Source organism: Leisingera sp. ANG59 (assembly GCF_013317235.1).
Taxonomy (GTDB): domain Bacteria; phylum Pseudomonadota; class Alphaproteobacteria; order Rhodobacterales; family Rhodobacteraceae; genus Leisingera.
In genome coordinates this window covers 1-16,801 of sequence record NZ_WLCM01000018.1, presented here as the reverse complement: position 1 = coordinate 16,801, position 16,801 = coordinate 1, and the positions used below count along the sequence as shown (strand labels likewise).

General features: G+C 62.4%; 19 protein-coding genes and 1 pseudogene. 15 read left to right on the top strand and 5 right to left on the bottom strand.

Features of this window, described 5'->3' with window-relative positions:
- Positions 1–7 precede the first annotated feature (7 nt).
- Positions 8–511, top strand: a complete 504-nt coding sequence (rimM, locus tag GKC28_RS15630; protein ID WP_174147952.1) for a ribosome maturation factor RimM — start codon at positions 8–10, stop codon at positions 509–511.
- Positions 512–520: 9 nt separating this feature from the next.
- Here rimM and GKC28_RS15625 read toward each other — a convergent pair whose 3' ends face one another.
- Complete coding sequence (locus tag GKC28_RS15625; RefSeq protein WP_254604264.1) at positions 521–1,540, bottom strand: aminoglycoside phosphotransferase family protein; 1,020 nt, start codon at positions 1,538–1,540, stop codon at positions 521–523.
- Between the two features lie 80 nt (positions 1,541–1,620).
- On the opposite strand from GKC28_RS15625, the gene trmD reads away from it, so the two are divergent.
- The 6 genes from trmD (at position 1,621) to GKC28_RS15595 (ending at position 7,148) form a co-directional block, all read left to right on the top strand.
- On the top strand, positions 1,621–2,427 hold the full coding sequence (trmD, locus tag GKC28_RS15620) for a tRNA (guanosine(37)-N1)-methyltransferase TrmD (protein ID WP_174147950.1): 807 nt from the start codon (positions 1,621–1,623) through the stop codon (positions 2,425–2,427).
- Positions 2,428–2,533: 106 nt separating this feature from the next.
- Entirely contained in the window at positions 2,534–2,869 is a 336-nt protein-coding gene (locus GKC28_RS15615; RefSeq protein ID WP_174147949.1) for a YegP family protein, read from the top strand.
- Positions 2,870–3,438: 569 nt separating this feature from the next.
- Positions 3,439–3,813, top strand: coding sequence for a 50S ribosomal protein L19 (gene rplS, locus GKC28_RS15610; RefSeq protein ID WP_174147948.1), 375 nt, complete (start codon positions 3,439–3,441; stop codon positions 3,811–3,813).
- Positions 3,814–3,824: 11 nt separating this feature from the next.
- Positions 3,825–4,046 carry a 50S ribosomal protein L31 gene (gene rpmE / locus GKC28_RS15605; RefSeq protein WP_027235636.1) on the top strand — a complete coding sequence of 74 codons (222 nt, stop codon included), beginning with the start codon at positions 3,825–3,827 and terminating at the stop codon, positions 4,044–4,046.
- Between the two features lie 114 nt (positions 4,047–4,160).
- Positions 4,161–6,227 (top strand): DEAD/DEAH box helicase, encoded by a 2,067-nt coding sequence (locus GKC28_RS15600; protein ID WP_174147947.1) that lies wholly within the window; start codon positions 4,161–4,163, stop codon positions 6,225–6,227.
- Between the two features lie 111 nt (positions 6,228–6,338).
- Positions 6,339–7,148, top strand: a complete 810-nt coding sequence (locus GKC28_RS15595; RefSeq protein ID WP_174147946.1) for a division plane positioning ATPase MipZ — start codon at positions 6,339–6,341, stop codon at positions 7,146–7,148.
- Between the two features lie 16 nt (positions 7,149–7,164).
- Here GKC28_RS15595 and GKC28_RS15590 read toward each other — a convergent pair whose 3' ends face one another.
- Together GKC28_RS15590 and GKC28_RS15585 are read right to left on the bottom strand one after the other, a co-directional pair.
- A complete protein-coding gene (locus tag GKC28_RS15590; protein ID WP_174147945.1) occupies positions 7,165–8,397 on the bottom strand; it encodes an adenylate/guanylate cyclase domain-containing protein in 1,233 nt (410 codons plus the stop codon).
- A gap of 51 nt (positions 8,398–8,448) precedes the next feature.
- The gene (locus GKC28_RS15585) at positions 8,449–8,889 is read right to left on the bottom strand and encodes a MarR family winged helix-turn-helix transcriptional regulator (RefSeq protein WP_174147944.1); all 441 of its coding nucleotides are present in this window, start codon (positions 8,887–8,889) and stop codon (positions 8,449–8,451) included.
- A gap of 71 nt (positions 8,890–8,960) precedes the next feature.
- On the opposite strand from GKC28_RS15585, the gene hmgA reads away from it, so the two are divergent.
- From hmgA to maiA, 7 genes are all read left to right on the top strand, one after another.
- Positions 8,961–10,316 (top strand): homogentisate 1,2-dioxygenase, encoded by a 1,356-nt coding sequence (gene hmgA, locus GKC28_RS15580; protein WP_039190879.1) that lies wholly within the window; start codon positions 8,961–8,963, stop codon positions 10,314–10,316.
- Between the two features lie 106 nt (positions 10,317–10,422).
- Positions 10,423–11,694 carry a fumarylacetoacetase gene (gene fahA / locus GKC28_RS15575; protein ID WP_174147943.1) on the top strand — a complete coding sequence of 424 codons (1,272 nt, stop codon included), beginning with the start codon at positions 10,423–10,425 and terminating at the stop codon, positions 11,692–11,694.
- Positions 11,695–11,705: 11 nt separating this feature from the next.
- Positions 11,706–12,656, top strand: coding sequence for an MBL fold metallo-hydrolase (locus tag GKC28_RS15570; protein WP_174147942.1), 951 nt, complete (start codon positions 11,706–11,708; stop codon positions 12,654–12,656).
- A 150-nt stretch (positions 12,657–12,806) separates the two neighbouring features.
- Positions 12,807–14,417, top strand: coding sequence for an FAD-dependent oxidoreductase (locus tag GKC28_RS15565; RefSeq protein WP_174147941.1), 1,611 nt, complete (start codon positions 12,807–12,809; stop codon positions 14,415–14,417).
- Positions 14,418–14,422: 5 nt separating this feature from the next.
- Positions 14,423–14,641, top strand: a complete 219-nt coding sequence (locus GKC28_RS15560; protein ID WP_174147940.1) for a DUF2783 domain-containing protein — start codon at positions 14,423–14,425, stop codon at positions 14,639–14,641.
- Complete coding sequence (locus tag GKC28_RS15555; protein ID WP_174147939.1) at positions 14,638–15,180, top strand: VOC family protein; 543 nt, start codon at positions 14,638–14,640, stop codon at positions 15,178–15,180. The genes GKC28_RS15560 and GKC28_RS15555 overlap by 4 nt, the downstream gene beginning before the upstream one ends.
- 58 nt (positions 15,181–15,238) lie before the next feature.
- The gene (gene maiA / locus GKC28_RS15550) at positions 15,239–15,871 is read left to right on the top strand and encodes a maleylacetoacetate isomerase (RefSeq protein WP_174147938.1); all 633 of its coding nucleotides are present in this window, start codon (positions 15,239–15,241) and stop codon (positions 15,869–15,871) included.
- Between the two features lie 22 nt (positions 15,872–15,893).
- On the opposite strand, the gene GKC28_RS15545 is transcribed toward maiA, so the two are convergent.
- The gene (locus tag GKC28_RS15545; RefSeq protein ID WP_174147937.1) at positions 15,894–16,157 is read right to left on the bottom strand and encodes a hypothetical protein; all 264 of its coding nucleotides are present in this window, start codon (positions 16,155–16,157) and stop codon (positions 15,894–15,896) included.
- On the opposite strand from GKC28_RS15545, the pseudogene GKC28_RS26855 reads away from it, so the two are divergent.
- Positions 16,062–16,373, top strand: a pseudogene (locus GKC28_RS26855) (transposase); the annotation flags it as partial. The gene GKC28_RS15545 and the pseudogene GKC28_RS26855 sit on opposite strands and share 96 nt — an antisense overlap.
- A gap of 247 nt (positions 16,374–16,620) precedes the next feature.
- Here the strand turns inward: GKC28_RS26855 and GKC28_RS15535 are convergent.
- On the bottom strand, positions 16,621–16,801 hold a 181-nt coding region (locus GKC28_RS15535), incomplete at its 5' end, for a transposase (protein WP_174147936.1).

The following is a 16,801-nucleotide window of genomic DNA, read 5'->3' as shown; positions in this document are numbered from 1 at the left end:
TGACACCATGAGCGATCTGATCTGCGTAGGCGCGATTGCCGGATCCTTCGGGGTGCGCGGCGAGGTGCGGCTCAAGAGCTTCTGTGCGGTCCCGGAAGAGATCGAGGATTACTCGCCGCTCAGCAATGAGGACGGATCCAGGACCTATTCCCTGACCATCACCCGCCCGATCAAGAACGGCTTTGCCGCGCTGCTGGGCGGTGTGGAGACCAAAGAGGACGCCGACGCCATCAAGGGCCTGCGCCTGTTTGCCCGCCGCGATCAGCTGCCGCAACTGCCGGACGACGAATTCTACCACGCCGATCTGATCGGGCTGGAGGTCTATGATACCGGCGGCACATTGCTGGGCTCGGTGAAATCTGTGCAGAACCACGGCGCTGCGGACCTGCTGGAAATCCACGGTCCCGGCCTCAAGGCAACCGTGCTGCTGCCCTTCACCCTGGAAGCGGTGCCAACCGTAGACCTGACCCAGGGCCGCATTGTCGCCGATCCGCCTGAAGGGCTGTTCTAGGGAGGCAGGTCAGTCTGCCTCGTCTGCCAGCAGGGCATCAAATATTTGAACAGCCCTGATCGCAACCTCTGCATTTTTTAGCTTCTGGCTTGTCGGCTTGCGGCACAATCCCGCCCAAGTTCTGAACAGGCGGTGGGCATAAAAGAAGCGGAAAACGGGATCATTCACTAGATCCGCGCCGTACCCGTCCTGAAACGCATCCCAATCGGCCTGCGCAACCAGTCCGAACCCGGGCGTGCGGCCTTCCGCGGCCAGATGGTCAGGGCAGTTTGCAAGCCAGAGATTGGCAAGATCGCGCTGCGGAAAGATGCCGTCATGATTTGAAAAATCGATAAAGGAGACGGTGGTCTCTGACATAAGGATATTGCGCAGATGCAGGTCGCCATGCTCGACCGCGGCGCGAAAGGAATACCCCCGCGCACGCCGTGCCGCGCGGTGCAGATAGGCGCAAAGCCCCAAGAACTTGTTGGGTTTCGGAACCGGCAACCTCCCGTCGCGCACAGCCTGAGCCTGGCTTGAAACCCAGGTCAGAAACGGCCTTGGCCAAAATTGCCGTTCTCCGGCGCCGGACACTCTGTGCAAGGCGGCAACCGCAAGTCCGATGCGCCGCAAAACACTGCCCCGGTCCCCGAACCCGTATTCCGTGAGCGCCATTTCACGGTGCGCCGTATCACCCTGGACAAATTCCATCAGGGCGGCGGGGCTCTGCGTGTCCCGCCAGAGGAGTTCTGGCACCGCCACGCCTGATATCGCCTTTAAGCTTTCTGCAGCAGCCTGATGCCGGTCCAGATATCTGGACTGCCGAAGCGGATTGGACGACTCGAAGTCGGCGCGCAAGACAAAACTGCGCCCGCCAGCGGTCCTCACCTCCAAGACACAGCGGCGATGCTCCACACCGCTGTTGACCTGCATTCTGCGAAAGACCGCGCCGTCTTCAGGCACCCCGGCGGCCGATGCCGCCTGAGGCCACAGTGCCTGTGTGCGGGCCTGCACTGCGTCCATCGCAGCAAACGGATCGTCTTCGGGCAACGCAGGCGGCCTCTCGGAATTCATTCAAACACCAAAGCTTTGTATTGCGTGAAAATCTGACTGAACTAAACAGCATCATTATGACAGCACCAAGCAAATCTCATGGCCGCAAGGCCATCCGCCCGACCCTGAAGCCGCGCGAGCTGATGACGCCGACCCCGGATCTGGCCGGTGTGTGGAAGGCCAAGATCATCACCCTCTTCCCCGCGGCCTTTCCCGGTGTGCTGGGCGAAAGCCTGACCGGCAAAGCCCTGCAGGAGGGGCTGTGGCAGCTCGATACCACGGACCTGCGGGAGTTTGGCGTTGGCAAGCACCGCAACGTGGATGACACGCCCGCCGGCGGCGGGGCCGGCATGGTGCTGCGCGCCGATGTGCTGGGTGAAGCAATCGAGCACACGATGGCAGATACCCGCGGCAACTGGCCGCTGATCTACCTGACGCCGCGCGGACGGCCGATGAACCAGCAGATGATGCAGACCTTTGCCCGATGCGACGGTATCACGCTGTTGTGCGGGCGCTTTGAGGGCGTCGATGAACGAGTGCTGGAGCATTACGGCATCCAGGAAGTTTCGCTGGGGGACTTCGTGATGACCGGCGGCGAGCTGGCGGCGCAGGCACTGATCGACGCCACCGTGCGGCTGATTCCGGGGGTACTGGGCAACCACGCCTCTACCGAGGAGGAGAGCTTCTCCTCCGGCCTCTTGGAGCACCCGCAATACACCCGCCCCGCCGAATGGAAGGGCCGGGAAATCCCAGAGGTGCTGATGTCCGGCCACCACGGCAAGATCGCCGAGTGGCGGCACGAGATGAGCGAAGAAATCACCAAGGCCCGCCGCCCGGACCTGTGGGAGGCCTATGTCCGCGCCAAGGACCGCGGCAAGGCGTAGCGCAAGTGGTGCACCAGCTTGGCTTTTCCCCTGGGCAGGCCGTTGCCGCAATGGAAAACCCATGCTTTACTCTTCCTGCATAAGTTAAATGACAGGAGACAGCAGGGTGGCTGGGAAATTTGAACTCTACACTGACAACGCAGGCGAATTCCGCTTCCGCTTGAAGGCAGGCAACGGCGAGAACATTCTGGCCAGCGAAGGCTACAAGCAGAAGGCCAGCGCCGAGAACGGCATTGCATCGGTCAAGAAGAACGCAGGCGATGATGCGCGCTATGAGCGCAAGGAAACCGCGGCCGGCAAGCACATGTTCAACCTCAAGGCCACCAACGGCCAGGTGATCGGCACCTCGCAAAGCTATGCCAGCGCCTCTGGCCGGGATAACGGCATCGAGTCGGTCAAGAAGAACGCGCCGGATGCAGCCATCGACGATCAGACGGCCTGATCCGCACCAGACCTTTCACCGCAAGGGCCAGTCTGTGTGAACAGGCTGGCCTTTCTGGTTTCCCGCACCCGCAAGCAGAAATCCCCGGTGTGGCATCCGGCCTTTTGAGGTCTTCTTCAATTTGGCCTTATAGCTTTGTTCGTTGTTGAAAATGTCCATTTTTTTGAATGGCATGCTGTTTCCCTCCCTGTCGAGGCACGCCCGTTGGTCGGGTTTTCCTCCTGCAACGTGAACCAATGTGTTTGGACGGTAACCGCAGACCCGCAGCCGGTTAAAAGGAAATCACCGGTTGCGATCCGGAGTGCGGCCGCAGAATTCCCTTGAAACATTGGCCCGGCAGGCCTAAAAGCCGCTCGTCTGGTGCCGGGAATCGGCCCCGGGCCGCTGGCTGTTGGATCAGCCCCGGAAATCTTCTTCGGTTTCCTTCAGGATCCAGCCCGCCAGCAGCAAGGAACAGACGGCGTGATCTCTGGCGGGCTGCCAATTGGCGGGACCCGGTGAAGACCAGGAGCTCTCATGACGGCACAAACCTCTGCGGAGTGAACCGCAGGCAATTTAGGAGAGTTGCGATGGACCTGATCGCACAGCTGGAGGCGGAACAAATCGCCGCCCTGGGGAAAGAGATCCCCGACTTCAAAGCCGGTGACACCATCCGTGTCGGCTACAAGGTGACCGAAGGCTCGCGTTCGCGCGTGCAGATGTACGAAGGCGTTTGCATCAGCCGTAAAAACGGCTCGGGCATTGCCGGTTCGTTCACCGTCCGCAAGATTTCGTTCGGCGAAGGCGTGGAGCGTGTGTTCCCGCTGTTCTCGACCAACATCGACTCGATCGAAGTGGTGCGCCGCGGCCGCGTCCGCCGCGCCAAGCTGTACTACCTGCGCTCGCGCCGCGGCAAGTCGGCCCGTATCGCAGAAGATGCGAACTACAAGCCCAAGAAAGCCTGAGGAGCGGTATCATGAAAAAAGACACCCATCCCGACTACCACTTCATCGACGTCAAAATGACCGACGGCACCATCATCAAGATGCGCTCCACCTGGGGCTCCGAGGGTGATCAGCTGGCACTGGACATCGACCCGACCGTGCACCCGGCCTGGACCGGCGGCACCTCGCGCCTGATGGATGCCGGCGGCCGCGTGTCCAAGTTCAAGAAGAAATACGAAGGCCTGGGCTTCTAAGCCGCCTGCCGTATTTTGCAGAACTCCCGAAGGCTGCCCCGGACGGGCAGCCTTCTTTCTTTTTCTCCTGACGCTGGGGCCGGATGCGCGCCCCGCGGGAAAGACAGCCCCCTCGTGAAACAAGCCCTGGCCAACGCACTGCAAGAGCGCGGATATGAAACCCTGACCCAAGTGCAGGAGGCTGTGACCCAGCCCGAGGTGGAAGGGCGCGACCTGCTGGTGTCTGCACAGACCGGATCGGGCAAGACCGTCGGCTTTGGCCTGGCTTTGGCCCAGGACCTGCTGGGTGACGATGAGGCGTTCGGCGAGGCCGCGGCGCCGCTGGCGCTGGTGATTGCCCCGACCCGCGAACTGGCGCTGCAGGTGAAACACGAGCTGGGCTGGCTCTACCGCGAGGCAGGCGCACGGATCGCCTCCTGCGTTGGCGGCATGGACATGCGCGATGAGCGCCGGGCGCTGGAACGCGGCGCTCATATCGTGGCGGCCACTCCAGGCCGTCTGCGCGACCACATCGCGCGCGGCTCCATCGACCTCAGCCAGGTGCGCGGCGTGGTGCTGGACGAGGCCGACGAGATGCTGGACCTCGGCTTCCGCGAGGATCTGGAATTCATCCTGGGCGAAGCTCCCGAAGACCGCCGCACCCTGCTGTTCTCCGCCACCGTGCCGCCGGCAATCGCCAGCCTGGCTGAGACCTTCCAGCGCGATGCGATGCGGATCAAGACCGCGGGCGAGACCAAGCAGCACGCGGATATCGAATACCGGCTGATGAGCGTCGCGCAAGCGGACGCGGAAAACGCCATCATCAACGTGCTGCGCTACTATGAGGCGCCCAGCTCCATCGTCTTTGCCAACACCCGCGCCGCGGTGAACCGTCTGGCTGCACGCCTGACCAACCGCGGGCTGCCGGTGGTGACCCTGTCGGGCGAGCTGTCCCAGACCGAACGCAGCCACGCGCTGCAGGCAATGCGTGACGGGCGCGCCCGGGTTTGCGTGGCCACCGATGTGGCGGCCCGCGGCATCGACTTGCCGGGGCTGGAGCTGGTGGTTCATGCAGAGCTGCCTTCGAACCACGAAACCCTGCTGCACCGCTCCGGCCGAACCGGCCGCGCAGGCCGCAAGGGCGTCAGCGCCCTGATTGCCCCGCCCAAGGCACGCTCCAAGGCCCTGCGCCTGCTGAAATGGGCCAAGCTGACCGCTGAGCATTGCGAAGCGCCTTCTGCCGATGACGTGCTGGCCCGCGACGAAGAGCGGATGCTGGCCGATCCGGTCTGGCAGGAGCCGGTTGCCGAAAACGAACAGGCAGGCGTGCAGACCCTGCTGGACACATTCACACCCGAACAGATCGCCGCAACCTATCTGCGCCTGTTCCGCAGCCGCCACTCGGCGCCTGAGGATCTGCGCCCGGCGGACACGCCCGAGCCGCGCAAGGAGCACAAGGAACGCAAAGCCTTCGGCCCCTCCGTCTGGTTCTCCCTGTCGGGCGGCCGCGAGGCGGGTGCCGACCCGCGCAAGGTGCTGCCGATGCTGTGCAAGGCCGGCAATATCGACCGCGACGCCATCGGCGCAATCCGGGTGCAGGATAACGAGACCTTTGCCGAAATCAGCGAAGGCGCGGTTGAGGGCTTCCTGAAGGCGCTGGACGGCAAGACCGAGCTGGAGCCGGGTGCCGTGCTGACGCAGCTGGCCGAAGCACCGGAACTGGCCCCTGCCCCGCGCCGCGGGCCCGGCGGGCCGAAGGGCGGCTTCAAGGGCGACCGCAAGCCCAAACCGCACCGAAGCAAGGACGACGCCCCTAAGCCGTACCGCGCCAAAGAGGAAAGCTCCAAACCCTACCGCGCCAAATCCGAGCGCTCCGAGGACAGCCGTCCGCCGCGCAAGGAGTGGAAAGACAAGCCGGCCCGGGAAGAGCGCCGCGAGCCGCGCAGCGACACCCGCCCGAGCAAGCCCAAGCCGGCCGTGACCGCCAAGCCAAAGGGCGCATCGGATCCCTCCAAGCGGATGACCCGCCCCGGCGCCCCGGCGGCCAAGCCGTTCAAGGCGAAAGGCCCCAAGCCGCCGGTCGGCAAGCCGAACAGCAAGAAAAACAAGGCGCGTGCTGCTGCAGCCCTGACTGCAAAGGGCGGCAAGGGCGGTGATGCCCGCCCCAAGCGCAAGCCGGCGGGTCCTGCAAAACACAGGTGATACACTAAGTTTACCAGACTGCCTGCGCGGCTTTTCTTGGCGGAATCCAGAGCCTATACAGGGTCCCAATGCGAAAGACGTGCAAGAAAGCACGAGCGAAGGGACCTGTACATGGCGCATATCATTGTCGTCGGCAACGAGAAGGGCGGCGCGGGAAAATCGACTGTTTCCATGCACGTCGCAACCACCCTTGCCCGCCTCGGCCACAAGGTGGCGGCGCTGGACCTGGATCTGAGACAGCGCTCGATGGGGCGGTATCTGGAAAACCGCAAGGAATTCTGCGTCAAATCCGGTCTGGACCTGCCGATGGTGGAAATCCACGAACTGCCGGAAATTGATCCGGCCAGCCTGCAACCAGGCGAAAACATCTATGACCACCGTTTGTCGGCGGCGGTCTCGGCGCTGGAGCCGGGCCATGACTTCATCCTGATCGACTGCCCCGGCTCGCACACGCGCCTGAGCCAGGTAGCGCATTCGCTGGCCGATACGCTGATCACGCCGCTCAATGACAGCTTTGTCGATTTCGACCTGCTGGCGCATGTGGACCAGAAGGGCGAAAGCATCACCGGGCCGTCAGTCTATTCGGAAATGGTCTGGAATGCCCGCCAGCTGCGTGCTCAGGCCGGGCTGAAGCCGATCGACTGGATCGTGATCCGCAATCGGGTCGGCACCCAGCGCATGGTCAACAAGGAAAAGATGGAGCGCGCCATCAAGATGCTGTCCAAGCGGATCGGCTTTCGCATCGCGCCGGGTTTTTCAGAACGGGTGATCTTCCGCGAGCTGTTCCCGCGCGGGCTGACGCTTCTGGATCTCAAGGACATCGGCGTCAAGCAGCTGAACATTTCCAATATCGCTGCGCGGCAGGAGCTGCGCGACATGATGAAGGAAGTGAACCTGCCGGGGGTTGAGGTCAGCCTTTGACCTGCCCCCAAGCGGTTCAGCTGTCGCAGCCGCAATTGCCGCGGTAGATCGTGTAGAGCTCCATCGGCTCTGCCACGCCGCGCAGCATGTAGCGCCCCAGAGACACCAGGTCATGATTGGTGCCTCTGGCCGCGGTTTTCACATCTTCGGACATGATGATGTTCTGGCCGACAGAGCGGTGCATGCCGGCAATCCGGGCGGTCTGGTTCACCGCCTGTCCGATCACGGTGAAGTCCAGACGGGTCTCCGCCCCGATATTGCCGTACAAAATGTCACCTGCGTGCAGCGCCAGGGTGAAGCCTGCAGTCGGCAGCCCCTGTTCCTCGCGTTCAGTGTTATAGGCGCGCACCTTGCCGCACAGCTCATTGGCGGCGGCCAGCGCTGCGTGTGCATCTTCCTCGATGCTGCCTAGGTTGAACATGGTTAGCATCCCGTCGCCCATGAACTTGAGGATGTTGCCACCGTGCGCCTGGATAGTCTCAACCGCCAGGCCGAAGTAGCCGTTCAGCATCTCGATAAGTTCTGTTCCCGGCAGCCTCTCAGCCAGCTGGGTGAAACCTTTGAGGTCGAACAGGCAGATCACAGCATCGATCTGCTGCGAGGAGCCGCGCTGGATTTCCCCGGACAGCACCCGGCGCCCGGCATCACGGCCCAGATAAACCTGCAACAGATCGCTGGCCATCTGCCGGTTGGATGAAGATTTCAGCGCCAGCCCAAGATGCGGCAAGGTGGTGCGGATCAGATCTAGTTCACGGCCGGTGAACCCGCCGGGCCGGTCAGAGGCCCAGGAGACCAGCATCCCCTCGCGCGGGTGGCGCGGATCATTGGGTTCATCATCCGGAGGCGAGAACCGCACGCCTTTGGCAAAGTAGTCGGTTGCCCCGCGCTCACGAAGTTCGGGCAGCAAGGGAAACTGCTCCGGCGCGCCGTCTTCCAGCCGCTCACGGAACTCCTCCAGATTATGTTCGAGAATGTGGAAGAACGGGCTGCGCAGCCATTCCTCGCGCGGGGACTCCTGATATTCGTAATGCTGATGGCTGATGCCGTCGGCGCGGGTCCAGTTGAAACCGATGCCGCCGAACTTCGGGTGGAACGCCCGCTGCGCCACATGAAACCGCCACAGCGGCACCCCTGCATCCACCAGACGCTGGCAATATCCCTGCAAAAGATCCTGCTGCGGCGCGCCGTGCAGGCCCTGCTCCATCAGCCAGGCAATCAGCGGCCCTGAATTGACATCAATCTGTATCATCGCTTCACCTTCAATCCCGCTGCTTTATCTGGGGTCTGGGCAGTACAATGTCTATGGTTCGATCCCTGCTAAATTGCGCAGCATATACCGCAAAATTGCAACCTCGCCGGTGGTGAAGCGGGCACAGATTTGGGTGTCAAACTCCAGCGCGTGCTCGCGCAGGTCCTTGTAGGCGGCCTCCCCTGCCGGGGTCAGCGCCAGATGTTCGGACCGGCGGTCGCTCTCATCGCGGGTGCGGGTCACGAAACGCTTCTCTGTCAGCTTGGCCACCGCGCGGCTGATCTTGGTCTTGTGGATCTTGGCGCGGCTGCCGATTTCCTTGGCTGTCATCTGTCCGTAATTACCCAGATGGAACAGCACCCGCCACTCGGTGCGCAGCATTCCGTAGCGGTTCTTGTAGTGTTTCTGGAACCCCAGCGAGCTTTCCTCTGCCGCGCGGTTCAGCAGATAGGGCAGGAAATCCTGCAAAGCGAAATCATCTTTTTCGTCCATATTCGTCCCCTTTCCCTTGTTAGTTACAAAAACAACTAATATCCCGCAAGCAGCAAGAGGAGAAACGCGCGATGAATCGGCCAGCCGATCCCCATGAAATGATCCAGGCCCCCTCTCTTCAGGGGCCGCACGAGGGCTATATGCCCGGCTTTGCAAACGACTTTGAAACCGAGGCGCTGCCCGGCGCGCTGCCGCAGGGCATGAACAGCCCGCAAAAGTGCAACTATGGCCTTTACGGCGAGCAGCTGAGCGGCACCGCCTTTACCGCCGATGTGCCGGAGCGAACCTGGTGCTACCGCATCCGCCCGTCGGTAAAACATTCGCACCGCTATGAAAAAATCGACCTGCCGCATTGGAAGTCTGCACCTTGCGTCGATCCAGACGTGATCTCGTTGGGCCAGTACCGCTGGGACCCGGTGCCGCATTCGGATGAAGGCCTCACCTGGCTCACCGGCATGCGCACCATGACCACCGCGGGCGATGTGAACACCCAGGTCGGCATGGCCAGCCATATCTATCTGGTCACCGAGTCGATGGTGGACAGCTACTTCTTCTCCGCCGACTCGGAACTGCTGGTGGTGCCGCAGGAGGGCCGTCTGCGGTTTGCAACAGAACTGGGCATCATCGACCTGGCACCGCAGGAGATCGCGATCATCCCGCGCGGGCTGGTGTACCGGGTGGAGGTGCTCGAAGGCCCCTGCCGCGGCTTTGTCTGCGAGAACTACGGCCAGAAATTCGAGCTGCCGGGCCGCGGGCCCATTGGCGCCAACTGCATGGCCAACCCGCGCGACTTCAAGGCGCCGGTGGCGGCGTTCGAGGACCGCGAGGCGCCGTCGACCGTGACAATCAAATGGTGCGGCCAGTTTCATGAGACCAAAATCGGCCACTCGCCGCTGGATGTGGTTGCCTGGCACGGCAACTACGCGCCCTATAAATACGACCTGACCACCTATTGCCCGGTCGGTGCGATCCTGTTCGACCACCCGGACCCGTCGATTTTTACCGTGCTGACCGCGCCGTCGGGCGTGCCGGGCACCGCCAACATCGACTTTGTGCTGTTCCGCGAGCGCTGGATGGTGGCTGAAAACACCTTCCGCCCGCCGTGGTACCACAAGAACATCATGTCGGAGCTGATGGGCAATATCTACGGCCAGTACGACGCCAAGCCGCAGGGCTTTGTGCCGGGCGGCATGAGCCTCCACAACATGATGCTGCCGCACGGGCCGGACAAGAACGCCTTTGAGGGCGCGTCGAATTCCAACCTGGGGCCGGAGAAGCTGGACAACACCATGTCCTTCATGTTCGAGACCCGCTTCCCGCAGCATCTGACCGCATTTGCAGCCAAGGACGCGCCGCTGCAGGATGACTACATCGACTGCTGGAGCGACATCGAAAAGAAATTCGACGGCACCCCCGGCCTGAAATGAAACGGTGAGGGGGCGCTGCCCCCTCTGGGCCGGACCGGCCCATTCACCCCCGGAGTATTTCCGGCAAAGATGAAAAGGATCTGCGGATCCGGAAATTGGAGACACGATGCCTCTGCTGAAATCCTGGGTGGCCTCGGCCAATGATGCGAACCACCCGTTCCCGCTGAACAACCTGCCTTATGGCGTGTTTTGGACACCTGAGAAAATTCAGACGCTCGAATGGGACACCCCTCGCTGTGGTGTGGCCATTGGAGACATGATCCTTGATGTGACCGCTCTCGAAGGCGAGTATTTTGAATATGGCGACCCTGTTTTCGATGCCGGGTGCTGGAACGGTTTCATGGAGTTAGGCTCGGATATCTGGGCTGAATTCCGCGACAAACTCACGGAAATGCTCAAAGAAGGTTCAGCCTATCAAGCTGAGATTGAGCCTCATCTATACCCAATCGCAGATGCTCAGATGGAACTGCCCATCGCTGTCAGCGAATACACCGACTTCTACGCGGGCAAGAACCACGCCTTTAACGTCGGCACCATGTTCCGCGGCCCGGAAAACGCGCTGCCGCCGAACTGGCTGCACATCCCGATCGGCTATAACGGGCGCGCCTCTTCGGTCGTGGTATCGGGCACCGATGTGCGCCGCCCTTGGGGTCAACTGAAGGGCCCCAATGATGACAAGCCGCGGTGGGCGCCCTGCGCGCGCTTCGATATCGAGCTTGAGATGGGCGCGATTGTCGGCACCCCATCGGACGGCCCGATCACCGTGCAGGAAGCCGACGATCACATCTTCGGCTACGTGCTGCTGAACGACTGGTCGGCGCGCGATATCCAGGCCTGGGAATACCAGCCGCTCGGCCCGTTCCAAGCCAAGGCAACCGCCACCTCTATCTCCCCCTGGATCGTGACCAAGCCGGCGCTGGAGCCGTTCCGCTGCGCCACTCCGGAACGCGAGGTGGAGCTGCTCGACCACCTGAAGGACTGCGGGCCGATGCTCTATGACATCGATCTGGAGGTCACGATGGCGCCGGAAGGCAAAGCGGCCACCACCATCGCGCGGACCAACTACAAGGAAATGTACTACTCCGCCGCGCAGCAGCTGGCGCATCACACCACCTCTGGCTGCCCGATGAACGCAGGCGACCTGCTGGGCTCCGGCACCATCTCCGGCCCGGTGAAGGAAAGCCGCGGCTCGCTGCTGGAGCTGAGCTGGGGCGGCAAGGAACCGCTGACGCTGGACAGCGGCGAGGAGCGCTCCTTCATCGCCGATGGCGACACCCTGACCCTGAAAGCCGCGGCCAAGGGCGACGGCTACACCATCGGCTTCGGCGACTGCACCGGCACCGTCCTGCCCGCGCTTGAAGACCCCTACGCAAGATAAGGAAGACCACCATGGCAAAGGCTTTTGCGTCCCAAGGGGACATGACCGAAAAGAAAATTACCTTCGATGAGATCGGCGAAGGGCTCTATGCCTTCACCGCCGAGGGCGACCCGAACTCCGGCGTGATCATCGGCGATGACAGTGTGATGATTGTCGAGGCGCAGGCCACCCCGCGGCTGGCAAACAAGGTGATCGAATGCGTGCGGTCCGTGACCGACAAGCCGATCACCCATGTGGTGCTGACCCACTACCACGCTGTGCGGGTGCTGGGCGCCTCCGCCTTCGGCGCGCAGAACATCATCATGTCGGACAAGGCGCGCTCGATGGTGGTGGAGCGCGGACAGGAGGACTGGGACAGCGAGTTCCAGCGATTCCCGCGTCTGTTCGAAGGCCATGAGAGCATTCCCGGCCTGACTTGGCCGACCACCACCTTCAGCGACTCGATGACCGTCTACCTCGGCAACCGCCGCGTCGACATCAAGCACGTTGGCCGCGCCCATACCGCAGGCGACGCGGTGATCCATGTGCCGGATCAGAACGTGATGTTCACCGGCGACATCGTCGAATACCACTCTGCCTGCTACTGCGGCGACGGGCATTTCAGCGACTGGGGCCGGACGCTGGACAACATCAAGGCCTATGACGTTGACGCCATCGCGCCGGGCCGCGGCGATGCGCTGGTGGGCAAGGAGATGGTCAACGCCGCCATCGAGAACACCCGCGACTTCGTCGAGAGCACCTACCGCCCGGCGGCCAAAGTAGCGGCCCGCAACGGCACCCTGAAAGAGGCTTGGGACGCGGTGCGCGCCGAATGCGATCCAAAGTTCGCAGACTATGCAATCTATGAGCATTGCCTGCCCTTCAACGTTGCCCGTGCGTATGACGAGGCCCGCGGCATCGACACCCCGCGGATCTGGACCGCCCAGCGCGATCTGGAGATGTGGGAGGCCCTGCAGAGCTGAGCCTCGGGCAGAAATTGCAACCGGGGCGGTTTGATCCAGATCGTATCGCCCCGGCAGAACCTGTGAGACGCTAGGCCATGCTCCCGGCTGCCCCTGCCGGGAAAGGGTTGAGCTGTGCCTGACGGCACCCGGATATTGGGAGGAGACCTGATGAACAAGATCTTTGAAGTCCCGTTGTACCCCTACGCGCACCACGCGGATCAGGATGCCCCTGCCCCCGTGCGCCGTAAGGTGGTGGTGATCGGGGCAGGCCCCATCGGCCTGGCAGCGGCCATCGACCTGGCCCAGCAGGGTACCGAAGTGGTGGTGCTGGACGACAACGACAAGGTGAGCTTCGGGTCCCGCGCGATCTGCTTTGCCAAGCGGCCGCTGGAAATCCTCGACCGGCTCGGCTGCGGCCAGCCGATGGTCGACAAGGGCGTGCAGTGGCACACCGGAAAGGTGTTCTTCGACGATCGCCAGGTCTATGAGTTCAACCTGCTGCCGGAAAAGGGCCACAAGCGCCCCGCCTTCATCAATCTGCAGCAGTATTATTTCGAAGAACACCTGGTGAACCGGGTCCGCGAACTGCAGGAGCAGGGCGCGCCGATCGAAATCCGCGGCCGCAACAAGGTCTCAGCCATCGGCACCCATCCCAGCCATGTGACGCTGGAAGTCGACACGCCCGAAGGCCCCTACAATCTGGAAGCCGACTGGCTGATCGCCTGCGACGGCGCCGGCTCCCCCACCCGGCAGATGCTGGGTCTGGATTTCGTCGGCCGGGTGTTTGAGGACAACTTCCTGATCGCCGATGTGATCATGGAGGCGGACTTCCCGACCGAGCGCTGGTTCTGGTTCGACCCGCCCTTCAACAAGGGCCAGTCGGCGCTCTTGCACAAGCAGCCTGATGGCGTTTGGCGCATCGACCTGCAGCTGGGCTGGGACATCGACAAGGAGCGCGAGAAACGCCCCGAGAACGTGATCCCGCGGCTTCAGGCGATGCTGGGAGAAGATGTGAAATTCGAGCTTGAATGGGTCTCGATCTACACTTTCCAGTGCCGCCGCATGGAAAAATTCCGCCACGGCCGGGTGATCTTTGCTGGCGATTCCGCGCATCAGGTGTCACCGTTTGGCGCCCGCGGTGCCAACTCCGGCCTGCAGGACACCGATAATCTGTGCTGGAAGCTGAAGCTGGTGATGGACGGCAAGGCGCCGGAAAGCCTGCTTGACAGCTATGACGTGGAGCGCATCCACGGCGCGGATGAAAACATCCTGAACTCCTCGCGCTCCACCGATTTCATCACCCCGAAATCGGAGATCAGCCGGGTGCTGCGCGACGCGGTGCTGGATCTGTCGGAACAGTATGAATTCGCCCGCCCGCTGGTGAACTCCGGCCGCCTGTCGGTGCCCTGCACCTATGACGGCTCGCCGCTGAACTCGGCAGATGCGCTGAACGGGCCGGAGCGCACCCGCCCCGGCTCCCCCTGCCCCGACGTGCCGCTGGCCGACGGGTTCCTGCTGGACAAGCTGGGAGACAGGTTCACCCTGCTGACCATCGACGCCGACGCCCCCGATGAGATCGAGGAATCCGGCATCAAAGTCACCCGGCTGGCGCTCTCCATCAAGGATGACAAGACGCTGGCGCTGCAGGAACGCTACCTGGGCAAGCTCGAAAGCGGCGTTTACCTGATCCGCCCGGACCAGCATGTGGCCGCCCGCCGCCCCAGCTTTGACGAAACCCAGTTCCGGCACGCAATCCGCCGGGCCATCGGCAAGGAGTGACCGCCATGACCGAGACCGATCAGCTGATCCTGACTGCCAACACCGAGCGCGCTGACGATTTCTATGCCGATCTCCTGGCCGCGCATGAAGGCCTCAGCAAGGACGAAAGCGATGCGCTGAATGCCCGTTTGGTGCTGGTGCTGGCAAATCACATTGGGAAACGCGCTATCCTGAAACAGGCGCTGGCCGCTGCCGCGCTGAAAACCGGGGAGGACTCCGCTTGAAAATCGAACAGATCCACCACGTCGCCTACCGCTGCAAGGACGCCAAGGAAACGGTGGAGTGGTACAACAAGATGCTGAAGATGGACTTTGTCCTGGCGATTGCCGAGGACCACGTGCCGTCGACGCATGAGCCGGACCCCTACATGCACATCTTCATGGATGCAGGCAACGGCAACGTCCTGGCTTTCTTCGAGCTGCCGACCAAGCCGGAGATGGACCGCGACCGCAACACGCCGGTTTGGGTGCAGCACATCGCCTTCAAGGTGAAGGACCGCGAGACGCTGATCCAATTCAAGAAGCATCTGGAAGCCAACGGCGTCGAAGTGCTGGGCGTCACCGACCACTCGATCTTCCACTCGATCTACTTCTTCGATCCGAACGGTCACCGGGTGGAACTGGCCTGCCCCGACCCGGAGGAAGAGGCGCTGCTTAAAAAGCTGGACTCGGTGAAATGGGAGATGCTGGAAGAATGGTCTAAGACCAAGAAAGCCCCCAAGCATGCCGAGTGGCTGCACGCCAAGGAATTGAACAAGGCCTGATAGACTCAAGCAGCCAAGGCAACCCGGCGGGCTGCCTTCTCAGCACGGGAGACCGCCGATGGGCAGCACGATCCTTTATGACTACTGGCGCTCATCGGCCAGCTACCGGCTGCGCATCGCGCTGAACCTGGCCGGGATCAGCTACACCTCGGTTCCGGTTGACCTGGTCAAGGGCGAACACAAGCGCCCGGAACATTTGGCCCGAAACCCGCAAGGGTTCGTGCCGGTGCTGGAGATCGACGGGCTGCGCCTGACCCAGTCGCTGGCGATCCTCGATTACCTGGATGAGACCCGCAGCCTTGGCCTGCTGCCCGCAGACCCCGGCCAGCGCGCCAGGGCACGGGCGCTGGCGCATTCCGTCGCGGTGGATGTTCATCCGGTCTGCAACCTGCAGGTTGCGAAACACGCCACAGCCCTCAGCAGCGGCGCGGACGACATGCCCAAGGCCTGGATGCAGCACTTCATCCGTCCCGGTCTGCACGCCTTTGAAACCCTGCTGGAAGGCTTCAGCCAGGCGCCTTACTGCACCGGCGACACGCCGGGGCTGGCCGACATCTGCCTGATGCCGCAGCTTTACAATGCGCGCCGCTGGGAAGCTGATTTCTCGGACCTGCCGCGGATCTGCGCAGTGGAGGCGGCCTGCGCCGCCCACCCTGCCTTTGCCGCCGCAAGCCCGGCCCCGCCAAGCTGACCGGACCGGGCGTTCTGCCGCATCACAAGGAGCGCAGCAGCACCTTGCTGGAATTCAGCGCCTGGGCGATCCGCTGGTAATGCAGCGCCACATCGTTGTTGCCCTCCGCCGAGCGCAGCAGAACCGTTGTGGTGTCTTCCAGAATTGCCAGCGCCTTGGCGTTGGTTTCAGCCACGGTTTCCTGCTTCCGGTGATTGGCCACCATGCTGTCCACCGCAGCTACCCCGGTGATATCCAGCACCACCACGCGGGCATCCTGATCCCGGATCGCATCAAGGATTTGCATTGTCAGCAAACGAGGCCGGAGGCTGTCCAGCACTCCAACCCGATCCGGCTCTATCCGGGATCACCTTGGGAGAACGGGCACAACGAGCGATTCAATGGCACTCTCCGCCACGAGGTTCTCAATGCTGAATGGTTCACAACAACCCAAAAGGCCCAGGTCGCCATCAATTGCTGGCTCAGACAATACAATCAAATCCGCCCGCATCAGGCACTTAACATGCGCCCGCCAGCGCCCGAAACTCTACTTCGAATTGGCACATGGAAATGGAGCTGGACTAGGCGTCAGGCCTTTGATCCGTCAGAACGATGGCTTCCGGCGCGGGCGGGCGATACCCCAGAACTTTGTGAGGTCGTTTGGTTTTGTAGTGTTTCCTTCATTGCTCGGCCAGGATTTGAGGGTAGTGCCCCGGGAGATGGTGTAGGAACTGGCGTCCACCTGCTTCTTCATGGCTGGTGTTGCTCGTTCACTGGGCGGCGACCATCTTCGCCGTATCGGGATCGTTGCACACGTCAGTCAGCTTTTCCACCGGCATGTAGCGGCGCGAGACGGTCCACTCATCATTTTGTTCCAGCATGAGGGCGCCGACGAGCCGGACGACAGCCGCGCGGTTCGGGAAGATCCCGACGACGTTGGTGCGCCGTTTG